Source organism: Pseudoalteromonas rubra (assembly GCF_005886805.2).
GTDB lineage: Bacteria > Pseudomonadota > Gammaproteobacteria > Enterobacterales > Alteromonadaceae > Pseudoalteromonas > Pseudoalteromonas rubra_D.
The window spans coordinates 3,665,236-3,688,061 of sequence record NZ_CP045429.1; the positions used below are offsets into that span (position 1 = coordinate 3,665,236).

General features: G+C 40.3%; 4 protein-coding genes. All 4 read right to left on the reverse strand.

Going from position 1 to position 22,826, the window contains the following annotated elements:
- Positions 1–20: 20 nt before the first annotated feature.
- The 4 genes from CWC22_RS15860 to CWC22_RS15875 are packed head-to-tail and all read right to left on the reverse strand — an operon-like array spanning position 21 to position 20,978.
- Positions 21–9,827: a non-ribosomal peptide synthetase gene (locus CWC22_RS15860; protein ID WP_138538765.1), complete on the reverse strand. Its 9,807-nt coding sequence runs from the start codon at positions 9,825–9,827 to the stop codon at positions 21–23.
- A gap of 11 nt (positions 9,828–9,838) precedes the next feature.
- The gene (locus CWC22_RS15865; RefSeq protein ID WP_164517546.1) at positions 9,839–10,597 is read right to left on the reverse strand and encodes a thioesterase II family protein; all 759 of its coding nucleotides are present in this window, start codon (positions 10,595–10,597) and stop codon (positions 9,839–9,841) included.
- A gap of 17 nt (positions 10,598–10,614) precedes the next feature.
- Complete coding sequence (locus tag CWC22_RS15870) at positions 10,615–12,312, reverse strand: cyclic peptide export ABC transporter (protein ID WP_138538764.1); 1,698 nt, start codon at positions 12,310–12,312, stop codon at positions 10,615–10,617.
- Between the two features lie 50 nt (positions 12,313–12,362).
- A complete protein-coding gene (locus tag CWC22_RS15875) occupies positions 12,363–20,978 on the reverse strand; it encodes a type I polyketide synthase (protein ID WP_138538763.1) in 8,616 nt (2,871 codons plus the stop codon).
- Positions 20,979–22,826 lie beyond the last annotated feature (1,848 nt).

A 22,826-nucleotide genomic window follows, 5' to 3' on the forward strand; every position in this document is an offset into this window, starting at 1 on the left:
TTCCTTACCCTACATGATATCTATTTAACAACACTGTTCGGTGATATGTTCTCTTCCTCACCATGGTGAGTAATTAAACTATTCACATCAGCATCAGACAGATTTGCAATATGTAGATAGGCTTCAACTAGCGCTTCAGCTATTTCTGCACCGCCACATAACAAAATCAATTCGCTACTTAACCCTTCGATGGTCGGCTTAGCAAAAAACGACTTCAATGGAATTTCAAGCTGTAACTTATTTGCCAATTCAGACAGCATATTCACGGCTAAAAGTGAATGCCCTCCGAGTGCAAAAAAGTCTTGGTCAATGCCGATGGCATCAACACCTAATGCAGCTTTCCATGCGTCAGCAAGAAACTTTTCTGTAACCGTAGAAGGCGCAATCAATTTATCTATTGATTGCGTCAAATTAGGTTCAGGTAATGCTGCTTTATCTACTTTTCCATTCAGCGTAAGAGGAAGCTCTTCTAATACAACAAACGTACTGGGAATCATGTAAGAGGGTAAGGTATCTTTAAGCTGAGTCCTCAACTCTTCTATCACAAGTTCATTGCTAACGGCCGCATGGTCAGCAATGAGAATGTAAGCAACCAGGAGCACATTGGAACTCTGCTGCTTGTCATCAAGTTTAGAAACGTTCTTTTTAACAACCACGGCAGAGACAACGTGAGCATGTTTTTCAAGCTGGAATACTATTTCTCCAGCTTCAATCCTAAAACCATTGAACTTAATCTGGTCATCATTTCTCCCTTTGAATTCCAACTGTCCATCTTTTGACCAACAAACCAAATCACCAGTTTTATACATTGCTTGTGAATACTTACGATTAAATCGATCAACAGTAAAACTCTGATGAGTTAAATTTGGTCGATTATAATATCCACGAGCAACACCAAGTCCGCTAATATATAATTCACCAATGCTTCCTTTTGGAGCTAATTGACCAAAAATGTCCGTAATATAAACTTGAGTGCCATTGATTGGCTTACCGACAGGGACTGTATTTTCTGTTGCTTTATCAAAACTAGCCCAAGTTGAGTAGGTCGTCGCTTCAGAGGGGCCATACAGGTTACACACCCTCCTCTCCCCCTCAAGTGCAAGTAAATCTCGCAACAATACTGGTGGTAGCGCTTCACCAGCCAAATTAATGACTTTTACACTTTTCGGAAGCGCATTATGTTCATACAATGCTCTGCCAACAGACGGCACGGTGTTTATAAGAGTAATATGATCATATGGAGCGTCAATTAACGACAGAGCATCGGTTACGATGCAAACACTGCCGCCATTACATATAGGCACCAGTAGCTCGAAAACAGATAAATCAAAGCTCAACGCAGTCGATGCCAGCACCGACTTCAGTTCATCTTGAGTATAAGATTTTGAAGCCCAATGTATCATAGCAGTAGCATTTCCATGCTCTATCGCTACAGCTTTGGGTTTTCCGGTAGAGCCCGATGTATAAATCAAGTAAGCCAAATCACTTGCAGACGGTTCCTCAGCTCTAGCTTGATTTATATCATTAGGTTGATATTCTGAATTTATACTATCTTCGATATGTATAACTTCACTGCTTTCGGCTAACCATTGATAATCTTCACTTAATAAGCTGGTCAACGTAACCCGAAGCCCACTATCTTGAATTATGTACTCTATGCGTTTCTTGGTAAACTTAGGATCTAATGGTACATAGGCAGCGCCCGCTTTAAGAATCCCCAGCAATCCCACTAGCATGTTGATGCCACGGTCTATGTATAAGCCAACTAAATCACCTTTTTGTACACCTTTACTTCGCAGTAATATAGCGGTTTGCTCTACTCGTTCATGTAGCTCAGAGTAAGTCACTGCTGTGTCATTAAACTCTGCTGCTATATGGTCAGGAGTTTTCGCTAGCTGAGCGGAAAGTAATGAAATAATTGATTGGTTTGTATCTATTTCGCTCTTTGCAGAGTTGAGTGTGCTAATCAGATCATATTGCTCTGCTGATGTCAGCATAACTAAGTCAGATAACTTACCCTCACTGAAGTTCAAGACACTTTTTGCCAGAGAATCAAGATGAAGCCCAAACCTAATGACCGTGTCCCGGTCGAACAAATCCGTATTATATTCAAAATCGAAAACAAGCTTCTCTTCTTGTGTCACATTGAGACTAAGATCATATTTTGCATTTACACTCGCATCATTGATGTTCTCAACTTCAACCCCAGTCATTCTCACCTGGTGACTATGCACTTTAGATTCTAAATTTAATAAAATTTGGAATAAGGGTGAATAACGCACATCACGCACTGGGTTTATTTGTTCAACCAAGTGCTCAAATGAAATATCTTGGTGCTTCAGCGCATTCAGGTTTACAGACTTAACACTCTGAAAATATTCGCGTACGCTAGCCCGCTCCTCAATTTGCGTACGTAAAACCAATGTATTAATGAAACAACCAACCATTGGTTCAAGTTCTTTTTGTGCACGATTGGCAACTGGCGTGCCAATAACAATATCTTTCTGCCCACTATGCTTGGCAAGCAATATCGCCAATAGCCCATGAACTAACATAAACAAGGTTATATTATTCTTTTGAGCAAACGCGATTAAATCCTTAGATATTTTTTCATCTAATGCAAAACGATGACTATCGCCATTAAAAGATTGGCTGTCGGGTCGCTCTCTATCAAGCGGTAAACAATGTACCGGAGGTAAATCGATCAGCGCTTTCTTCCAATAATCCAGCTGTTCAAAGTACTCTGCACTTTCCAGCCAACTACGCTGCCAAATTGCAAAGTCAACATATTGAATTTCCAGAGGTGGAAGTTGATGAAAGTCGTTAGACAAGAGAGCATTATAGTTATTGACAAACTCATTAAAAATAAGGTCTAGAGACCAACCATCGGCAGCAATATGGTGCACATTGATCAAGATGACGGTATCAACACTTGAGCATGTTAATATAGTAACTTTTATCATTAAGTCTTCAGCAAGATTAAACTCATACTGAATATCATCTTCTATTGCAGACTTGATTAATTCTTGCTGTTTTTCGGCTGGTAAAAAAGAAAGATCCTGCCGATAAAATTCAAAGCATTGGTTCGAAATTACCTTTTGCTCAACACCATAGTTACTATCAACATATACTGTCCGAAGTATTTCATGTCTATTGATTAATTCACGAAAAGATTTTTCAGCAACCTCATAATTAAAACTCCCTTTTAACTTAAATGCAGATGGCATGTTAAATTGCGCGCTTCCACCTTCAAACCGATCAATAAACCATAAGCGTTGCTGAGAAAAAGATGTTGGAATACGCTCATACTTCTCAGCTCTTGGGGTGATTGGAGAGCGAATAGGTTTACAGCCTGAATTTATAATTTTATCTGCCATCTCCTTCAATGATGATGACTCAAAAATATCTATTATTGATATCTCCACATTGAAGGTTGAGCGGATTTCCCCTATTAACCTTAATGATAATAATGAATGCCCCCCTAACATGAAGAAATCAGAGTCCTGTTTAATTTCCTCAACCGAAATATTTAGCAGCTTTCCCCAGATTTCAGCAAGTGACTGTTCACTGTCACTCAGTGGTAAGTTTGCATCTATCGATACCTTAAAGCCGCTAGGATCTGGCAGCGCCATTTTATCTACTTTACCATTGGAGTTTATCGGTAAGGAGGGAACAGCGATGACAATCGCAGGTATCATATAATTAGGAATAGAGCCTTTGAGCTGCATTCTCACTTGCTCAGTGAGCTCATGAGAATTTAAATCCGATGCCTCGGAACAAATATAAGCAACCAAGCCCTTTCCATCAGTAGACGCATTATCTGTTCTCATCAAAATAACGGCTGCTGACGTAATCCATTCCAGTTGAGTTAAGTTGTACTCAACTTCCGATAGCTCTACTCGAATCCCATTGAGCTGCACCTGATCGTCAACTCTCCCTACGTAATGTAATGCTCCATCAGCAGTTTGTCTCACCAAATCTCCGGTGCGATAGAGTCTCTCTTGTACTTGGGTATTGTTTGGATTATCAATAAAATTAGCCGATGTTAACTCGGTATTTTGGTAGTAACCACGAGCTAAACACCCACCACCAATATACAACTCACCGACAACCCCTAATGGCACTGGGCGCAGCTCTGAATCAAAAATATAGCCATTGCGATTGGGACCGAACTCACCAAGTGTAACCCTATCAGACATTGCACCTGATATTGCCGTGATCACCCCCTCAGTCGGCCCATAAGCATTAATAAGCAGACACGAAAACTGCTGCGCATACCACTGTTCTACCAGAGCTTTTGGTACAGCTTCTCCGCCAACAAACATAAGTCTTAGTTGACTCTGTCTGATAATATTCGACCACTCACCCTCGGTCAGAGTTTGCATCAATAATGCAGGTGGCAGATCCGCAACTGTGATACTTTCGTCAAATATATAATTCAAAGGGTCAATCTGACTCTTAACCATGCCCGATTTATCATAAATATGACAGCAAGCACCACTTGCTAACGCCATAAACAGCTGTTCCAAAGAAGGATCGAACCCAATAGAGGAAAAACTTAATATGCGATCACTGTTAGTTATCTGGTACTGTTCAACCATCCCCGTAATATGCATCGCAAGTGCTTTATGCTCAACCATTACCCCTTTTGGTTCGCCAGTGCTTCCTGAAGTAAAAATGACATATGCCAGTTGTTCTAAATCCTTTTTACTATTCTCAAGATTTGAGACAGACTCAGCTTCCACCTCTTTTTCGATGAGATTAAAATTTAGAGTTCGGCATGTATCATTATTCGTGAAGTCATCAGCTGTTTTTTCATGGACAACAAGTAAATTAGGCGCTGCGCGACGAAGTAGCTTTGATTTTCTTTGCTCTGGTTGGTTTGCTTCAATCGGAAAATAAACTCCACCAGCTTTAAAAATCGCAAGCACAGTTATTACCCAATCAATAGAGGGCTCTAAACATACTCCAACCAATACTTCGTTACCAGTTTCATTGGTCGAGATTAAATATCTAGCTAGCTGATTGGACTTATCATTTACTTCTTTATAAGAAACTGTTTCACCCTGATAAACAACCGCTTTACTATCAGGTTTATCCATCGCAATTTTTTCGAATAACTGACAAACACTAGAAGTTTTATCAGTGGTCAATAGCGAGCCTTTTAAGCACTTAGACAAATTTTGTTCTTCGGTATCGCTTAACATCTTAATATCAAGCAAACTTTCAGCAGAACCTAGCAAACAATTCAGAATATTTTGATAGTGTTCGCTCATCCTTGTTATTGTTTCACATGAAAACAAATCCGTATTGTATTCAAAATTGAAACTTACCCCATCATGAACTTCATTAGCGTCAAGGCTAAGATCAAATTGCGCAGTTGAATGACTTACATCCGTTTCTTCATACCTTTCAAATGAAAAACCTTCATTACTACTAGTAGTATTTGTAGCCAGATTCAAACCAAACATAATCTGAATAACTGGGGAATACTGGGTACTTCTTACAGGATTTAAGTGCTCAACAATCATTTCAAAAGGAATATCTTTATTTAAATGAGCATCCAATACTGTACTTTTTACCTCTTGGAAAAAGTCTTGCGTACTTTTCTTGGAGTCACAATCGACTCTTAAAACCAAAGTGTCTACAAAGAGGCCAACCATGGCTTCTAGCTCTTTTTGGCTTCTATTCGCATTAGGTGTGCCAATAACAACGTCAGACTTGTTGCTATATCGAGAAATAAGAATTGAAAAAGCCGCATATAACACCATGTATAGTGTCATTTGGTTATCAACTGCTAACTTTTTGAGTTGTTCCAATGTCGCTTTATTGATGAAAAACTCTACACTATCACCATTAAATGTTTGCAGTGCTGGTCGTTCATAGTCCAGGGGCAGCTCATGAACAACTGGAATGTTATTCAATTTATTTTGCCAATACGCTAGTTGCTTATTGGTATCTTTGCCACTCAGTAACTTGTTTTGCCAATGAGCGTAATCAATATATTGAATAGGTAAAGGTAGTATTTCATCTACTTTCCCTTCCTGGACAGATTGATATTGTTGAATAAATTCCGCATAGATTATCCCGAGAGACCAGCCATCTGAAGCTATATGGTGACTATTGGTAACTAAGATAACTTGATCTTTTTCAGTTCGAATAGCCGTTGCCCTGAACATAAGGTCTCTATCAAGCGCAAAAGGCTTGTTAAGGTCTTGCGCTATGACTTCATCAATCGCCTTCTGCCTGTTCGCTTGTGGCATATCGAGTAAATTAACTTTGGTTAATTTGAAGTCACTTCCGTTTAGGACGCTTTGATAAACTTCCCTTGTTTCTTCATCAAATTGGTATACGGTACGAAGAGACTCATGACGTTCGATGATGCGTTGAAATGCAACTTCTGCGATCGCTTCATCAAATTCACCAGTAATTTTAATAAATTGGGGGATTTGATACTGTAAACTGCTGCCATTTAACTGATCAATGAACCAAAGGCGTCTTTGAGCAAAGGACAACTGATAGCCATCTTTGCTCCTATCAACTCTTTGTAAAGGTAGCTGAACTTCATCACCATCGGATTTGCGGCGATGCTCTGTAATATATTCGCTCAATAGGGCTACAGTCGGGGCAACAAAGACACTTGATAGAGGCAACTGTATTGACATTAACTGCTTTATACGCGACAACATTTTTGTGATTAGCAGTGAATGTCCGCCTAGTTTAAAGAAGTTTGCATTAATATCGATTTGCTTGTGGCCTAATACATCACACCAAATACCCAATAATGTTGACTCTTGTGAATTTCGGGGTGGTGTTAGTTGCTCTGACTCTTGACCCATTTCAGGAGTGGTGGTGATCAACTTCTGTCTATCAATCTTATTACTCGTATTGAGAGGCATACTGTCTAGAAACACAAACTGAGTAGGGATCATATATTCAGGACAATGTGCTGACATCCACGCTCTTAAGCTTTCACTATCCTCTTTACTCCTGTGCGCAATATAGGCAACCAATCGACTCGCCTCTCCCTCGAGCAAGAGTACTGCACAATGAGTAATCGCAGGGTGTTGAAGCAAAATAACCTCAATTTCAGAGGTTTCAATGCGATAACCTCTAAACTTAATTTGATTGTCAACTCGACCACGATATTCAATTTGCCCATTATTCAAATAGCGACCATAGTCTCCAGTCTTATATAACTTAAACGAACAGTCTTTATTAAAGGGGTTATCAATGAATTTTTCAGCGGTAAGCTCGGTTCTATTCCAGTAGCCCTTACCTACAGTTGGCCCCCCTATGACAATCTCCCCGTATAGCCCATGAGGCAGTACTTGATTAGATTCATCTAAAATGTAGACATACATACCAGCATTCGGCAGCCCAATAGGAACCCTGTCCAGGCTTTGCCCTGCAACTGCTAACTCCGAAAGTTCGGCAGTCGTCGCACTGACCGTGGTCTCTGTTGGTCCATAGGTATTTAGCAGCCGGACAGATTTGCCAAACATCTCTAACCACTTATTCACCAAATGAAGGGGAGCAGCTTCGCCACCAATAATGACTAACTTAACTGCGGCTGGTAATTTACGAGCAACACTTTCATCGCTCAGATAGGCAACCAACTCGTTCCAAAATGACGTTGGCAAGTTAATTACTGTCAGTTTATTCCTATCAACTTCGTCCAAAAAGCGATCCATTGTTGCAATCATTTCTTCGTTTCGAAGGTATAAACTTGCCCCGCTAATTAAACTCGGAAAGATTTCTTCACAGCTTGTGTCAAAACTAATAGAAGAAAATTGTAGAACTTTGTCTTCGCTGTTAAGACTAAACTTCTCTGTGGCATTGTGGGCGTAATGACACAGACAGCTATGAGGGATCATTACCCCTTTAGGGGTGCCAGTCGTGCCTGAGGTATAAATAATATAGGCTAAGTCTTCTGGCCTTGTATTGAAAATTTGCTCTTGCGAACTTAACCCACTCTCTTGTCCCTCATCAGCCACTAACCAAGCACACGGCATCTCTTGTTGTTGCAACTTTAGCGAAAGCTCATGATTTGTCAGAACTTGTGAAATACCCGCATCTTTAATAATAAAATCAATACGTGTAAAAGGTAATTTGGGGTCTAAAGGTACATAACATGCACCCAATTTCCATACTGCGAACAAGCTTGCAATGTAATCTACAGAACGTTCAAAGTAGAGGCCGACTCGATCATGTTGCCGCACTCCATTAGCCTGCAATTGTTGGCTAAGTTGATTGATGCGCAGGTCCAACTGAGCATAAGTGATGCTATCATCACCACTAACGATTGCGGTCTTAGTTGGGGATCTACTGATACTGGCGTACACAAGTTCATATACACTGTTTTGTGAGCGTGGTAGTGCAGACTCTCCTCGCGCACTTTCCAGCACCTTAGCGCGTCCAGTATCAGAAATAATATCGAATTGAGATAGCTTCTTATTCGGGTTTTCAACAATACTTTTCAATAATTGCTCATAACAACTGGCAAAGCTTTGCATTGTGTCCTGTGAAAACAAAGACGAGTTATACTCAAAAGCAACCACTAAACGATCAACCAACTTACTGACATTCAGGTTTAAATCTAATTTAGAGGCACCATTGTCCCCACTTAGCAAAGTCACATATTGTGTTACCTTGCCTGTCGGCCATGGTGTATTTTGAAAATCAAAACCCGCCTGGAAGAGAATATTACGACTGGGATCTCTATCCGGGTTGACAGCTTCCACTATCGAGGCTATCGCGACATCAGCATTATCATAATCAGATAAACAGTGATGCTTAACTTTATTCAAGAAACTCAAAAAGCTAGGGTCTTCGCCAAAGCTAGCTCTCATCGGTAGAACATTAGAGAAAAGCCCCAATAATCCCCAAGAATCCTGTTCACTTCGATTAGCTGTAGCAACACCTAATACAATATCTTTTTGCCCTGACAGCTTACCCAGCAATACGTAAAATGTGGCGAGCATTGTCATAAAAAATGTAGCCTCGTGCCGTTTACCGAGGCTGTCTAATTTGCTGGTCAACTCTCTGTCGATAGGTAACTCAACGATAGCGCCTTGTGTCGAAACGATGCTTGGCCTTGCATGATCAGTCGGTAGCTCTAATGTCGGTTCAATATCAGATAACCGACTTTGCCAATATTTCAGCTGCTCTTCTACAACAGCATCCGTAGAGCGTTTTCTTTGACGACGCACAAAGTCACCAAATGATTTTGGTAGCACCTCCAGCTTGGGAGTAGTTCCCTCCGTATATGAAACATAAAGATCTGAAAACTCTTTAAGAAAGACACCAATGGACCAACCATCAAAAATGATATGGTGAACGGTGAAAAGCAAGACATTCAACTCTTCTTCTATTTGAACCAACTCAAATCGGTAAAGCGGGCCTTTGGCAAAATTAAATGGTTGTTGCGACTGTTTGGCACTCAGTGCTAAGACCTTTTCCTGCCAATCACCCTCAGCCCGAAAGTCAGCCTTAGATATCTTGATTTCAACATCTTTTTTATCCTGAACCTTTTGAACAGGAAGATCATTTTTCATTAAAATAACTGAGCGTAAGGTATCATGCCTGGCCACTATCTCATTGACCGCGCTGACAACAGCTTGTCTATTCAGCTTTCCATGAAGACAAAAAGCCAAGGCAATATTAAAAGCAGTGCTAGTTAAATCCAGGTTCTGTTGAAACCACATAGACAGCTGTTCACTTGATAGTGGGTAAACTGATTTAGCAGCTACTTTCGACTTTAATATTTTTGCCAATGCTTCGCGCTTTTCCTGCGCCGTCATATTATTAATATTATTATGATCCATATGACACCTTCTTAAATTAGAGCTAGCAATTCTTTATTAATTGCATCTATTATTTTTCGACGTTGTGTATTTATAAAAAAATGATCACCGTCATACATTTCCAATTTGTAAGTGGTCGCAGCATGAAGCTGCCACTTCTCAAGGCGTTCAAAAGAAATGCGCTTATCTTGTGTGCCACCAAAAACCGTCATTGGAACTTCCAATGGTTCTATCGTCTGACACGTATAAGACTCGCAAATACGCATATCAGAACGTAAAATTGGAAGTGCATAGGTAATTAATTCAGGGTTTTTTAGCACCTCAGAAGGTATGCCATTTAGCTTTAATAACGCTCTTAGAAACTCTTTATAACTCAGGTCACTGATACAATTAGGCTCTCGTATATGAGGAGCACCAGCAGCGGAGATAAACAAAGAGTCAGGTCGAACTCCCGCGCACTTCCACAGGGCCCTAGTCAATTCGAAAGCAATATATGCACCCATACTGTGGCCAAAAAAAACAAATGGCTTATCAAGATAAGGTAAAATTTGCTTTCGCAACTGTTCAACAAGTTCAATTAAATCAGTTAATAACAATTCATCTGAACGAGATTCTCGGCCTGGGTAGTGTATAGCTACAACCTCAATATCAGGTGGTAATAGGTTGCCCCAATCTTTGTAAACAGCCGGCCCTGAGCCGGCATAAGGAAAACAAAAAATACGGCAGCTTGCGTCCGGCCTTGGCTGAAAAACTCTCAGCCACTTGGACTTGTAACTTGTACTCGCATTCATCAAGTCATTCACCATTACTAGTTCACTTCATCAGTTATCGACTCATTCCACTGAAAAGCCTTTCTTCGCACAGAGTGAGACGTATTGGTTACATCTTGAATAATACGGCCGTCATTAAACCTGATAATTCGATCGGCAACATTGAAGTAGTAATCGTCATGACTGATAACAATCACTGTCTTCCCTTTTGCTTTTAGTTCAGGGAGAAGGTCATGGTAGAAAATATCTTTAAATACCGGATCTTGATCTGCCGCCCACTCATCAAAGACATAAATATTTCTATCTTCAATAAATGAGATGAGCAATGCCAGACGCTTACGTTGACCAGATGACAATTCCACAGTGGACAACTTCCCATCTTCAACAGAAACTTTATCTGTCAGGCCGAGCTTAATCAGATACTCCTGCACTTTACTATCACCGGTCTTATTAAGCAGGCCGTAAAGATTTTTAAATAAGTAATAATCAGAGAAAATTGCAGAAATATTCTGACGATAATCATCCCTATTACTATTATCAATTGGCGTATTGTTTAATAAAACCTCACCACTTGATGGAGTGTAAAGTCCCGTTAAAAGCTTAACAAAACTGCTTTTACCACAACCATTTCCACCGATTACAAAAATGACTTCTCCAGCACCAATGCGCAATGATAAGGGACCTATTGAAAATCCCTTTTCACTGTCATTTTCTTTTTGGTATTTATATTCAACTTCGTTGAACTCTAGGCTATTAAACTCTGTCGGTTTATAGGGCTTACTGTCAGCTGATTTGACGTCTGTCTCTTTGAGGCTAGATAAGGACAAATTCAATGAATTTATTTTATCCATTGCCACGTCAGCCTGATGAAACATGGGGATCGAGCCTACACTTGTAGTAATTGGCACTCTCATATAAAGAGCCATTAATACGAACCCCGTGAGAACACTTGTTTCATAAAATGTCACTAACGGCGCTACAAACACAATTAAGCCTATGAGCGCTGAATAAATAAACTGCCCATAAGAGTCCGCAATCGCAAACACCTTATGCCAGCCCCAAGCTACATTCATCATCTCATCAGCAGTCGTGGTTAACTCTTGCTCGTAGAAATTATCTCTTCTGCTGCGCTGTAACTTTAATTCCTTGTTACCGTTGATGAGACAGTTGTAATGGTCAACTAGATCATCCCACTTAACTCGGCCATCTTGGAGCAATGGTCTCGTTTTTCTGGCAATAGCCTCATAAGTAATTACACCGATAGTAAATACAGCAAGATACGCAAGAGCCAGAGACCAAGAAAGCCAAAATAAATAACCGAAGCAAGCCAGAATGACAGCGAGATTAGTGCACAGTACAGGGAACTCGGTTAGTGCCTCGGCAACCGTATGAATATCCTCAGTCAATGTTGCCATTAACTTCGATGAACCATGTTTTTCCAATTCACTGTAAGGAGAAGCTAAGAGCTGTTTACACAGCTCTAGTCTCCATTTTTTAACCGCCTTTACTGACAGCTTTAGTAAAAGTAAGCGAGATACCAACCCGGCTAGCAACGCTACCGAAGTTCCTCCCAAAAACAACCACACGAATAGTGTTAGAGGGTTAGAAATTTCCGAAATAGTGTCATTGATTACCGCAATAACTAACGTGCTTGCCGTACCACTTACTATGCCAGCAATAACCGAGAATATAAGTAACCCCGGTGAAAACTTGATTAAAAATGGTAGAACTTTCATTTTATTAATCTCATTATTAATATATTAAATAAGCTTCACTATTATTAGGATTATGCTTCAGCTTCTGCATCCGCAAATTCAGCTAATAATGATTCCACTTCATCAACAGAAAGTTCATCAATATTATCAAGTATCCCTTCAGCACCATCGCCACTATCCTGTTCATCGGTATCAAAACTCTGATTTAGAATTTGGTCGCGGATTACTTTCGATAACTCTTTAATACTGCACCCTTTAAGCAAGTTATTCGTCTGAACAACAGCATCAATACTAACTTCAAGGCGATGCTTTAACTCAAGAGCTACAATTGAGTCGAGACCTATAGCAGTTAAAGAGATATTCATATCCAGTGTTTCAGGGTTGATCATCATCGTTTGACAGACAACTCGGTGTATTGTCTTTTGAAGTAGCTCAAGCTGACGTTCACTATCAAGTTCTATAAGATGGCCAGCTACGACTCGATTATGCTTGTCACTTTCACCTTCATCTTGCTCAGGCATTAAATCAGATAAGTAAGGTAAGCTTGCCAAATGAGGGAAACATTTACCCCATAACGACCAATTCATAGGCAGCGTAGCAATAATTCCTTTTTGCTGTGTTGAAATTAAATCCTCCAATAGGTTCATACCATCGATGAGTGGGATCATACCCATCCCATGCTCAAGAAGGTTTTCAAGGTTATGGGCCGCAGAAGCCATACCAACTTCAGCCCATGGCCCCCACCCTATGCTTAGCGCGGCTTTTCCTTGATAGTTTCTGTGCGCAGCGAGACATTCCAAGAATGCATTTGCCGCTGCATAATTTGATTGACCAGTTGAACCAATAGCGGAAGCCAACGATGAGAACATCACAAAAAAATCTAACTCATCTTCACCGGTCAACGTGTGCAGATGCCATGCACCGTCTATTTTCGCAGGCATGACATTACGGATCTGCGCTTCATCCAATTGAGTGAGCAGACCATTGTCTAGTATCCCAGCTGCATGCATAATCCCACGCAATGGAGGCATATCTGTACGAATAAATTTCAATAATTCAGCTACTTGCTCTTGGCTAGAGACATCTACTGCCCTCACTTCACAGCGAGTTCCTAGATTTTCCATGTAGGCAATTTCTGACATTGCTGTTTCACTAGGACGCCTCCGCCCAAGTAATACAATATTCTTCGCTCCTCTTTGGGCCATGTACTTAGCAATACTTAGCCCTAATCCACCAAGTCCACCGGTTATTATGTAAGTAGCATCCGCTTTAAATGCGGTGTTTTCTTGTTTATCTTGGGCTATATCTCCAACTGGGAATTCAACAGTAATATTTGACCCTGCCCCTTTCATCAAACCAGTAGCCAGCTCAGGGAGCTCTACACTTATCGAAGAATTACTAGCCGTTAATTTTTCTTCCGCGAGTAACTGAATAATGTCTTTTAAAATTGTAATGACTTTTTCTGGATGAGTTCTCTCCAGGTGGTGTATATCACAAGAGAAAAGTGACGAATAACCCGAGAGATTAAAGTTATTTAAATTTGCTTCCACACCAGATTCATTAACAGCCAAGTCGATATAACGACCAAAGCTATTTACTCCCTGGGTCGCTTTAGCAAAATCAAATCCACTCACACAGTTCGCAAAAACATGCACGCCATCTCCAGCTGTACCATGTTTGATTTCCTCAAATACACTTGGATTTGTGGCATCAAACACATGATCTGCACCTAGACTTCTAACCGTAGCGATCTTTTTAGAGTTCGCAGTCGCATAAACAACAGCACCAAGGTGCTTAGCTATTTGAACTGCTGCATGACCATAAACAGAGTCAGCACCATGAATTAGAACGCTTTCTCCACTTTCAAGTTTTACTAACTCTTTCAAAGTAAACATAGAAAGTACAAAAGGTCTGTAAGAAGAGAACCCTTTATCATTGATATGGTTAGGAAGAGGCGCTAAGCGAGACACATCAACATTTGAATGCGATGCAAGCTTGCCATCTGTTACTGCAACAACCTTATCACCTACAGCGAAATCTTTTACTCCAGTACCAAGGTGTACAATTTCACCAGAGCAAAGCTCTCCGTTACACTCAAGCTCAGAAGTATATTTCAGGTTATCCAATACCTTCCAAGCAGGTATAGTTGCTTTATTTACCCGAATTTCTACTTCACCAACGCTTGGCGTCCGTCTTTTGCTTTCAGATAAATGAGTAACAACACTGCCCTCTTGTCGACTAACCAACACATTAAATGATTCTTTGGTATCAAATGGCAGCGCCTGTGCATTGCTATTGCTTTCTTGATGACTTAGCTTGTGAGGCTCTAAGCGCGCAACGTATCTGTCTCCCCCCCTGAGCACAACTTGATCTTCTTCATTATCAGAGTAAATCTCTTCACAAAGCAGTGACACCTCCAACGGTGAACTACTTTCACTAAGGTCAATACGGCAGCAACGGAACTCAGGGTGCTCAATTGCAATTCCTTTAGCAAACCCTAGTAACGGAGATTGTGCGACTGACAAATGCTCCAGTTCGCCAGCGGCTTGCGCACCTGCGGTTACTAACCACAATCTAGGCCTACCTGGAATACCCACTTTCGAAATAGCTTGAATTGCATATGCAACGCTCAGTACGCCACATGTAAGATCTTCGGTAATAGTATCTATATTCGTATCTTCACTCGGAGCCGCATTTAAACTCCATAGATGAATGATGCCCTTGCAGTTTTTATTTGGTGCTGTAAAGAAATCATTGATTACCTTTTCAAAATCTGCTGTCGAAGAAGAGCGGATAGTAAATTCATTTTCAGATTGCACACCGAATTCTGATCCAGACTTAACCATACATACTTGCTGATTATTATCCTGCATCCAGCTTCGAACCAAATCCCCAGTACTGCCTTCATCAGCAAAAACAAGCCACGCACCAGACTCTTTCTCATTACTCTGATACGTTGATTCACGCTCTTTTAATTGCCACTCGACATCAAAAAGCCAATTCTTCGGCTCAGTTGGTATATTACTAGTGCTATCAGACGCCAATGAGTTTTGTTTTAAAGCAATCCCTTCGGCAATAGCAAGCACTTGACCCTCTGCATTCAATATCCATGAATCAACTGTCACAGCTTTATCTTGCTTACTTTCACGCATTTTTGAGTAAACATACTCTGCATGCTCTAGTGATTTGAAAAGCTTAATGTCCCCAATAGATGAAATTTCAAATTGATTTGCTCTGCCTCCCAGGCACGTCAAACCAGTCTGCTCCACAGCCTCAAATATTAAGGGATGGAATAAATACTGTTCCATATCACCTATTGACGCAGACGTGTCTATTTTTGCCAGTGCACTTTGATTTTTAATCCAAATAGTATCTAAAACTTGCAAAGCCGAACTATATTCAATGCCCACTTCTTGTATTTTGTTATAGAAAACACTGCCATCAAGTAAGTCATCTGGAGTCTCTTGTAGTGCCAGTATATTAAGCGGCTCAGGTTGCTCATTTCGCTTATCTGCACTTGTTACATCAGCAGAAATTGAACTGATCCAGTTTTCCGATTTACCCTCACTTGCTTCAGATTGATAGGAAAACAACGCCTTTTTCAAGCCTTTTTCATCTTCCAGTATTGATACTTGGTATGCGTGAGTGCTTTCACCAACTTGCAATGAAGCTAGACTATGGAAATTAATTCCACTTAACCCACTCATTTGCACTTTGCCAGCCTCTTCGTATGCGGCTGCTAAAGCAATTTCGAGTAAGATACCACTTGATAATTTGCTTTGACCGTTGACTTGTGGGCCTTTTACAAATGGGACAACTTGCTCATCAAGTAACACTTCCCATGTTGGGCTCGCAACAGGCATCTTGTTCGTAAGTAATGGGTGATAACTTGCTTGGAATAGGCCTTTTTGAAATGGCCCGTCTATCCAATATGCTTTTCTATCCCATTGATAATTAGGTATCGTTCTTAAGAACTTCCCTTTAATATTTAAGACAGACCAGTTATTGAACTTACGCTTGGTGTATAGTGCTGACAGTGTCAAATAGATAGATTTTTGATCGTCGTTTTCTTTATTTAATGTATTAAGAACAGTACCTTCTAGATCGACATTTTTGAGTGTACGAGTTGTGGCACCACTCACTACCGGGTGAGCTCCGACTTCCATAAACAGATCAAAGTCTGCTTTGGCAAGGGTTTCTATTGCAGCTGAAAAGGAAACCTTGTCACGTAAATTATCTCCCCAATAATTTGCATCCAGCAGCATGCCCTCACTAACCCAATCACCAGTGACCGTAGACACCATTGGCACTTTCCCCTGGCGAGGCTTAATATTAGCTAGCTGATCAACGAGTTCTTTTTTGAGTGGTTCCATCTGAGGGCTATGGAATGCGTAGTTAACCGGTAACGGGATCACTGTAATCCCATCACTTTGCAGCATATCAATTAAATTATCTACGCCTTCTGTATCACCTGAAATAACAACAGTGCCTGGCGCATTGACAGCAGCAATAGATACCCGATTTTCATAAGGCAGCAAGGCTTTTTCAATCTCTGCAACTGAAGCCTCCACGCTCACCATACGACCGTGACCAGTTGCTTTTTGCATAATGCGCGCACGATTGGCAATCAAGAAGCAAGCGTCTTCAAAGCTGAGAGACTCAGAAACGTATGCTGCCGCTATCTCACCCACACTATGACCTACAACGGCATCTGGCGTAATTCCGTATGACTCAAATAACTTTGCTAACGCCACTTGCACAGCAAATATTGCCGGTTGAGCATATTCAGTATCATTTAGCTTAGAATCTGACTCATCAGCCATTAATACTTCAATCAGTGACCAGGATGTATGCTTTGACAGCTCTTTATCGCACTGTTCAATAAAGCTACGATAAGCAGGTTCTTTATTGAATAATGTTCTACCCATCGCCCACCACTGTGAACCTTGACCAGAAAAAACATAGGCCAATTTAGAAGCAGAACTTTCTTTATTCATGTACCCATAAACAATGTCAGCATGATGGTTTACGCTACTATAAGACTCTAAAGCCTCTGCAATCTCGTTCTTATCAAACCCAACCACTGCAAGCCTATGCTCAAAGTGAGTACGATTTTCAGTGAGCGTATGGTAAACGTCATCCAATGAGTTCTCAGCGGAACTGTCCAGCAAATAATCAGCCATTGCTTGAGCATTTGCTTTCAAAGAAGCCAAACTGTTACCACTTAAAGGTAAAACATGAATGCGCTTGTGGTCGTCAGTGGTATCTAGCTCTGCATGAGGTAGTTCATGACTTGTATAATTATTTTCTTCTAATACCAGGTGAACATTTGTGCCGCCGACACCGAAGCTATTAACCCCAGCAAGAGCAGGTCTCGCATACTCAGGTAATTCCCCAATCTCAGTTTGAACATTTACACGTAATTCATCGAACGGGATTAACGGGTTTGGGTTGTTGAAATTCAGGCTTGCAGGAATTACCCGATTCTTCAAGATGAGCGCTGTTTTTATCAAGCTTGCGATCCCCGCAGCTGATTCAGCGTGGCCTATATTTGTTTTTACTGAGCCAATTGCACATTCAGTGCCTTCAACTGCACCAATCTTCAAAACTTCACCTAAGGCATTGACCTCTATGGGGTCGCCCAATGCAGTGCCTGTACCGTGTGCTTCAACATAGTTTAACTGACCAGGTGCAATTCCAGCATCTTCACATGCACTCAAGACGACTCGTTGTTGTGCCTCGCCATTAGGAGCAGAAATACCACTACTTTTACCATCCTGGTTGGATGCAGTGCCTTTAATTACCGCATAGATCGGATCATTATCAGCTTTTGCTTTAGATAGGGGTTTTAATAAAACTAATCCAGCACCTTCGGAACGAACATACCCATTAGCACTACTATCAAAGGCTTTACAGCGACCATCTAGCGCCATCATGCCCGCCTTTGACAACGACATAGTAACGATTGGTGACAATAAAATATTCACCCCGCCAGCCAATGCCATCTCACATTCACCAAGGCGCATGCTATTACATGCCATGTGTACTGCACTTAACGATGATGAACATGCCGTATCTATTGCCAATGCTGGACCGCGTAAGTCCATGAAATGTGAAATCCTACTTGCGGCATTTGTCAAAGCACTACCTAAACCAGCATAAGCATCAACTGAATTTTGTTCGCTGAACTGCATATGTGCATAGTCACTACCTGAGATACCAACAAAGACACCTGTTTTAGATTCGGCAATGCTTTCAGGTACAATGCCAGCGTCTTCAAAAGTTTCCCAACCAAGCTCCATCATCAACCTATGCGCAGGGTCCATGCGTTTAGCTTCTCTCACCGAGAGGTTGAAGAAGTTTCGATCAAGTTGGTCAATGCCTTTTAAGAACCCGCCTCTTTTTGTTGCCAGCTTGCCTACTGCGAGTGGGTTTTCATGATATAACGCTTCAACATCCCAACGCTCCAACGGGACAGTAGCAACTGACTCAAGACCATTACATAAATTTTCCCAATACTCTGCTGGCGTATTAGCATCAGGGAAGCGACAGCTCATACCTATGATTGCAATCGGCTCGTTTTGATTGTATTGGTTAATTTTATCCAATGAGAATTCAAGGTTTTCAGCGGCAAGACCTTGAACAGCAGACTCACCTCCACTCATTTTCTCAATTTTTGCAGATAGTTCTCTAATCGTTAGCTTTTCGCTGAGTAATGTAGGAGGGGGAGTGTATGCATAAGTTACTTCAATACTGCGAATTAATTTTTTTACTTCCTCAGTATTTAACGCACATTCAGAAAAGGACTGACTGTGACTTATTTCTTCGACCTTCTTGCCACTTAGCATTGCTATCTGTTCAATCAGCCACGCTTCCATGTTACTAATCGTTTCTTCAGCAGACTCAGCATTAGAAGATTGATCAACAGCTTGTTCAACGCTGTTATGTATAGTATTAGCTTGCCAAGCATGTATGACTTTGAATTGGTTGGTGAGGAATTTTTCTCGACAAATACTACGCTGAATTTTTCCACTTGTCGTTTTAGGTATACCTCTGTGCATCAATGAAATGCTGTATGGTAGAATTTCATGCTCAGCAACAATACGATCGCGTATTGCATTAACAATGGCTTCATATTCAGATTCTGAATATGTCCCTTTCTTCTTTTCAAGCTTAGATACAACAACTAAGCGCTCTTCATCTTCTACATCTATCGAAAATGCAGCTGTATTATTTTTAGAAATGTATTCATGAGCACATTCTACTGTGTCTTCAATGTCACAAGCGTGGAAATTACCGCCTCGGATCAAAATAACATCTTTTAATCGACCACAAACAAAAAGCTCTCCTTGATAAAGAAAGCCTAGATCACCCGTTCTCAAATATTCAAGCGGGCTATCTTCATTGGCAATTCTTGCTGAGAAAATCTCGTGACTCTGCTCGTCATTATTCCAATATCCTTGTGCAACGCTTTCACCACCGACCCAAATTTCCCCAACCTCTAAGTCTGGCTTTTGTTTATGCGTGTCAGCGTCAACAATTTTAACTTTATAATCACCAATTACTTTGCCGGAAGATGCTATCGCTCTCGAGTTTTCATTTTGTGATTCGCAAATTACAGCACGATTATCTTTCAAAGCATCAATATCGAAATAATGGGCAATCGTCGGCTTTGACATTTCGCTACATGTAACCATTAATGTCGCTTCAGCAAGTCCGTAAGCAGGTTGAAATGCCACACTATTGAAATGGCAACTCGCAAATTTCTCACTAAACTCTCGGATCGTAGATGCTCTAACAGGCTCGGCAGCATTACCTGCATAGCGAAGGTGAGATAAATCAAGAGAATCTAATTCTTCGTCAGATATGTTTCTTACACAAAGATCATATGCAAAATTAGGAGCAATTGTGCCCTCAGCTTTAAAATCACTGATCGCTTGCAACCAGCGAAGTGGTTTTTGCACAAAAGAATCTGGTGACATAAGAATTCCATGATAGCCACCAAATAAAGATTTTAAGATACCAAAAATGAGACCCATATCATGGAAGTTAGGGATCCAACTGACAAAACTATTTAGCTGAAATTCGCTATCAAGAATATTAGAGTGGTGCATCAAGTTCTTGTGACTTACCATTACACCTTTGGGAGTCCCTGTAGAACCTGAACTATATTGGATAAAAGCTAAATCATTTTCATCTAATTCAGGTTCAACCCACTGCTTTTCAATAGAAAAATCTACATCTTCAAAATTTAATAGCGTGTTTTTTTCAACGTCGATAGCATGGGCTGATAAATTCTGAGAGATCGTTTTTACGGTTAAAATAACCGAAGCGCCAGAATCATCTAATATACGATTTAAGCGCTCATGTCCAAATCCTGATTTAGGCACACTTGAAGGAACTGCTACCACCCCAGCATATAGACAGCCTAAAAATGCACTAACAAACTCCAATCCCGCTCGATAAAGCAATACGACTCGATCGCCTTTACTCGCATGCTTCTGTAAATATACCGCAATACATCGAGCTTGCTGATCAAGCTCTGCAAAGGAAATTGATGTTTCATCTCTGTTTTCAGATCTTGAATAATATTTCAGCAATGTATAGGCAAGGTCTGTATTCCGCTCTACAGCATATTGCTGCGTTAATTGAACCAGTGTTTTATGTGGCTTAAACGTGGAGGTCATTCTATTGCTCACTCTAAAGTATGATATTACTCATTCCATAAAGGCAAGAAAAACTTCAGTCTCGAATATATGGAATTTTTATTATTTGTTTTTAATCCTGCTTAAAACGCTGAAAAAACCACAAAAAAACAATCACAAAAATGACACTAAAACTAAGAAAATCACCTTATAAACCTAGCAAGCATATAAGTTATAATTTTTATAAGACTTTACAAAAACCAAGAAAAGTCATTAAAAAAATGACTTAAAAAGACAAGTAAAGCTCACTCATTTAAAGATGTGATAGCGAACCTTAAAAAATAGAAAAGAAGTGACAGTGAATAAGCCAATAAATCCTTTTTTATTAAGTAAGTTCCTAATTGCAGCCTTGCATTTCACTTTAAACACTCAAAACCATAAGGTTCATCATGCATCAAACTAAAAATTCAGCAAATTCATCATGCAGTATTAAATGTTGAAATTCAATTACCCAAATGGGGAGGCTCAGCAACAATAAAAACATCACACAACACCAAAAGAAACAATTAAGATAAAACAACGAGTAAAAATTAACATTTTATCAAAAAAATAAAATTGCATATTGCCCCCCTTACTCAATTGCAAATAAAGGGATAATGACTTATTTTGATAACTATTAAGTCGTCGTCTTAATATGAAAGAGCAGATTAGAAAACCTCACCATCAATGGGCTGTCGACAAATGATACATCTGCCTTGGTATTTTCTGGCGTATGCATCTATACATCTTATTCAGAGGCTGTTTTAAACATGAAGTAGGCGCGTTATAGCGTGTTTTGTGGTTTGCTTTGCCCTGCTGAGCCAGATAGTCTTGCAATCAACACTGACAGTAAGACTGTCTGACCTTGTAGCGGGGCCAAAAAGAAGGATTGAATGTATGACATCAAACATATCTAATAAGACTCTTTACTAGACTCAGCTCTTAGGTGAGCCGCATCTTAAACCCAATCGATATAGCGCAAACCCTAGCGCACATAAGTTTAAAACCACAGAAGCCTGAAATAAGCATTCGTGACAATTACGGATCCGCAATCAAAAGGAAAGTCAGCTTAAGTATTTTCAGAAATCCTTCCGAAGGCGCTTGGGGCTGCTGTATTGATAGTTCGCGTCATCATACAGCTCTTACTAACAATGCTGGCACGCCGGGTTTTCTGCACTATACGTGTACCTGCACGACTGCATTTCACAAAATGGCAGAATGCATTTGTGTGATAACAAAGCGACTCAAGCGAATAAATACCAATGTACATTCACGCACCAGGCCAGCATGACTGAGAACAGACCTTTACACTTACTATCGTTTTCCGGTGGCTATGTATGATTTTCGAAGGTTTTAGACTCACGATTGAGACCCTGGGGGATAAAAGTACATTGCTAGCAATACAGACGAAAATAAATGACAGGAAAGAGCATGTTTGCTCTGTACAGGGTCAGGGTCAAGAGGGAGAGCACGCAAAATCATGATTAAATAGTTTTAAAATTCAAAAACTTAGATTTATTCATAACATTTTAATTCATCAAATTACAGAACACTATGAGTGTTTCCCTTGCATTTTGTTCGAATACACCACCTTATTGTCATATCAGCTTTCATATTGGCGCAGCCTCAAACAGCTCGCGCCAACGTACCATTAATTGCAACAATACTAATCAGAGTTAATAACTAAACTGATTCGAACAAAAACCATACAAAGAAATCAATTAGCGTAAAAATCGCAACAAAAAAAATTATGAAATTTTTACTAAAAGTAAGTTTCAGGAGAGAAATCTCGCTGAACAGGTGCATAAGTCACCACATTTTGAACGAAAAACACATTTTTTGCTTGTCAAA

Excerpts from the sequence above, each read along its gene's own strand:
- CWC22_RS15860 (WP_138538765.1), bottom strand. The coding sequence starts at position 9,827 with ATGGATCATAATAATATTAATAATATGACGGCGCAGGAAAAGCGCGAA.
- CWC22_RS15865 (WP_164517546.1), bottom strand. The coding sequence starts at position 10,597 with ATGAATGCGAGTACAAGTTACAAGTCCAAGTGGCTGAGAGTTTTTCAG.
- CWC22_RS15870 (WP_138538764.1), bottom strand. The coding sequence starts at position 12,312 with ATGAAAGTTCTACCATTTTTAATCAAGTTTTCACCGGGGTTACTTATA.
- CWC22_RS15875 (WP_138538763.1), bottom strand. The coding sequence starts at position 20,978 with ATGACCTCCACGTTTAAGCCACATAAAACACTGGTTCAATTAACGCAG.